Here is a 3910-nt window from a genome sequence, read left to right on the forward strand (position 1 = left end):
GGCCGGCGGCGGGCCGGCCGGTTTGCGCGGCATCTTGAGGACCTCGAACTGGTCGGTGTAGCCGCGCAGGGCCCCGCTCACCTTCTCCGGCGGAGCCTCGTGCGCGCCGCCGCTGGAGTCGGGCACCGGCGCATCCTCCGGCACCTGCTCGCCCGTGGCGTCGGCGGCGGCGTGCTTCGGCGTATCGGCCTCCTTGGCCAGCCGCTTGCTCTCCCGCTTGCGCCGCCGCTTCTCCTTGCCGTTCTCGACCATCGTGTAGAGCGTCGGCACCAGCACCAGGGTCAGCAGCGTCGAGCTGACCAGGCCGCCGATCACCACGATGGCCAGCGGCTTGCTGATGAAGCCGCCCTCGCCGGTCAGCCCGAGGGCCATCGGCAGCAGCGCGAAGATGGTCGCGATGGCGGTCATCAGGATCGGCCGCAGCCGGTGCCGGCCACCCTCGATCACCGCCTCGACCACGCCCATGCCCTCGGCCCGGTAGTGGTTGATCAGGTCGAGCAGCACGATCGCGTTCGTCACCACGATGCCGACCAGCATCAGCACACCGATCAGCGCCGGCACGCCCAGCGGGGTTCCGGTCGCCAGCAGCAGCGCGATCGCTCCGGTGGCGGCGAACGGGATCGAGATGAGCAGGATGATCGGCTGCACGATGCTGCGGAACGTGGCCACCATGATCACGAAGACGATCGCGATCGCGGCGAGCACCGCGAGGCCGAGGTCGGCGAACGCGTCCGCCTGGTCCTGGCTGACACCACCGACGGTGTACGAGGCACCGGGCGGCAACGCCAGCGCGCTCAGCCGCTCCTTCAGCGTGTTAGTCGTCGCCCGCAGGTCCTTGCCGGTCGACGTGCCGTTCACCTGCACGCTGCGGTTGCCGTCGATCCGGGTGACCTCCTCCGGACCGTCCACCTCGGACACCGTGGCGACACTGGACAGCGGCACCACCCCGCGCGCCGTGGTGAGCGGCAGCTTCTCCAGCGCGGCGGCGCTGGTCGGCGGCGACCCGAACGAGATCACCACGTCGCGGTTCGCGCCGTCCACGGAGACCTGCCCCGCGGGCGCCGGGCGGAACGCTCCGGCCACCGTCTGGCCGACCTGCGCCTCGGTGAGCCCGGCCCGCGCCGCCTTCTGCCGGTCGACGGCCACCTGCAGCCGCGGCACGCTGGCCGCCAGCGTGGTGGTCACGTCGGAGACGTCGGGCGTGCCGGCCATCGCGGCCCGCACCTGCTCGGTGGCGTCGGCCAGCACGGCGTTGTCCGCCGCCTGCACGGTCACCGACAGCTGGTCACCGCTGAGGCCGGTGCTGCTGTCTCCGCCGACCGTGATCTCGCCGGCGCCGGGCAGCTTGCCGAGCTCGTCGCGCAGCTCGTCGCCGATCTTCACCGCGTCGGCGTTCTCCTCCAGCGCCACGCTGAACGACGCGCCGCTGGCCCCGCCGGAGCCGACGAACGGGTTGAACTCGCCGCTCTGGCCGACCGAGACCTGGTACGACTTCACGCCCTCGCGGCCGGCGAGGACCGCCTCGACCTTCTTCGCCGCCGCGTCGGTGGCCGCCAGGTTGGTGCCGACCGGCATCTGCTGGCTGATCTGGATCGAATCCTGCCCGGACTCGTCCAGGAAGTTGGTCTCCAACCGGGTGGAGAGCGCGAAGGTTCCGCCCAGCACCAGGATGCCGATCAGCACGGTGGTCTTGCGGAAGCGGGTGGCGAACCCGATCACCGGCAGGTACGACCGCTGCAGCGGGCTCCGGCGCTCCTTCTCCTCGGCGGCCCGGCGCACCTCGTCGGACTCCACGCCGCCCGCGGCGGGCCGCAGGAACCAGTACGCGAGCACCGGCACGACGGTCAGCGAGACGAACAGCGACGCGACCAGGGCCACCGTGACCGTGATGGCGAACGGCGCGAACAGCTGACCGACGAACCCGCCGACCAGGGCGATCGGCGCGAACACCGCGACCGTGGTCAGGGTGGAGGCGGTCACCGCGCCGGCCACCTCGCGGACGGCGCCGATGATGGCGTGCACCTTCTCTTCGCCGTACCCCAGATGTCGCTTGATGTTCTCGAGCACGACGATCGAGTCGTCCACGACCCGGCCGACCGCGATGGTGAGCGCGCCGAGGGTCAGCAGGTTGAGCGAGTAGTCGCCGATCCACAGGCCGATCAGGGCGATCAGCACCGAGAGCGGGATCGACACCGCCGTGACCAGCGTGGACCTCACCGAGAGCAGGAAGACGAGGATCACGATGACGGCCATCAGCAGGCCCAGCAGGCCCTCGGTGGTCAGGCTCTCGATCGAGCGCTCGACGAACGGCGCCTGGTCGACGATCACGGTGAGCTTCGCGCCGGACGCCTCCTGCAGACCGGCCAGCTTGTCGTTGACCTCGTGCGAGATGGCGACCGGGTTGCCGTCGGGCGCGGCGGTCACCGCGATGCCCAGGCTGTCCACCCCGTCGGTGCGGGTGTAGCCGGTCGCGGGCGCGGGCTTGCTCTCCACATCCGCCACGTCGTCGAGCTTGACCGGGCCGGCGCCGCCGGTGAGATAGAGGCCGCGGAGCTGGCCGATGCCGCTGATCGGGGTGCCGACCTGCACGCTCAGCGACTTGTCGCCCTCGGCCACCGCACCGGCCGGGATGGAGATGCCGTTGGCCTTCAGCACATCGGTGAGGGCGGCCGGGCTCACGCCGCGCTGCGCCATCGCGGGCAGGTTCGGCGTGATCACGATCTGCTCGTCGCGGACCCCGGTGACCTCCACGTCGCGGACGCCGTCGATCGCGTTGAGCTCGGGCACCACCGACTCGTTCAGCTTCTCGGCCAGCTCGCCCTGGTCGGTCCCCCCGGACGCGGCGAGCACGATGGCCGGGATGTCGTCGGTGCTGCCGGCGAAGACGGTCGGCTCGACGCCGGACGGCAGCGTCGGCTGGATCCGGTTGATCGACGTGGTCAGCTGATTGACCGCCTCGTCGATGTCGGTGCCGAACTCGAAGGTCACCGACACCGTGGCGGCGCCCTCGCGGGTCTCCGACTGGATCTGGTCGAGGCCGTCGGCGCCCTTGACCGCGTCCTCGATGGGCTTGGTGACCTGCTCCTCGATGATCTCCGGCGAGGCGCCGGGCAGGGCGGCGCCGATGAACGCGCCGGGGAACTCGAGCGAGGGCAGCAGCTGCTGCTTGAGCGACGGGATCGCATAGATCCCGAAGCCGGTGATCACGATCGCGATGAGGGCCACGAGGCCACGGTTGGCGAGACTGAGCCGGGTCAGAAATGACATGCGCTCTCCCCCGAGAAAGGTTCGGCCAGTACTGATAGTTTGCCCCACGCGAACAAATGGTTTTTCACCGGGGTGCGCTGATAGGGTTTGTCACAGGATGGACGCACCATGGCCATCAGCCGGATACACGGGAGGCTGCGTTGGCCGAGCACGAGCAGCTCATTGCCGACATTATGGTCGCGCAGCAACGGCTTCAGCGGCTGTTCGCCTACGACCGGACGGATCCGCTCTTCAACTCGCACCTGACCCTCACGCAGATCAAGATCCTCATGCTGCTGTCCCGTCACGGCAACGTCTCCGGGGTGGAGCTGGCGGGCATGCTGGGAGTCGGGCTGGCCGCGCTGAGCGGCATGGTGGACCGTCTGGTCTCCCAGGACCTGGTCGCGCGCACCGAGGACCTGCACGACCGGCGGGTGCGCCGGATCGGCTTGACCAGAGCGGGCAGTGAGCTCATCGGGGGCATCTTCGACGCGGGCATGGAGAAACAGCGAAAGCTACTCAGCCGCCTCTCAGCCGAGCAGCTCCGCCTGATCGCCGAGGCGACCCACCTCCTGGTGCGCGCGGCCGCGGACGAGCTGGACCATCCCACGCCCTAAGACAGTGGTAGCCCACGCACGCATCGGAGCCGCGGATGCGTGCGTGG

The 3910-nt window shown here is 70.2% G+C and carries 2 protein-coding genes; one reads left to right on the forward strand and one right to left on the reverse strand.

The window, feature by feature from the left end:
* The coding region (locus AB0M20_RS31105; protein ID WP_364303893.1) for an efflux RND transporter permease subunit at window positions 1-3267 on the reverse strand (3267 nt) is incomplete at its 3' end.
* 140 nt (window positions 3268-3407) lie between these two features.
* Between AB0M20_RS31105 and AB0M20_RS31110 the strand changes: the two genes are divergently transcribed.
* On the forward strand, window positions 3408-3863 hold the full coding sequence (locus AB0M20_RS31110; RefSeq protein WP_364303895.1) for a MarR family transcriptional regulator: 456 nt from the start codon (window positions 3408-3410) through the stop codon (window positions 3861-3863).
* The last annotated feature ends 47 nt before the right edge of the window (window positions 3864-3910 follow it).

The organism is Actinoplanes sp. NPDC051633, assembly GCF_040681735.1.
Taxonomy (GTDB): Bacteria; Actinomycetota; Actinomycetes; order Mycobacteriales; family Micromonosporaceae; genus Actinoplanes.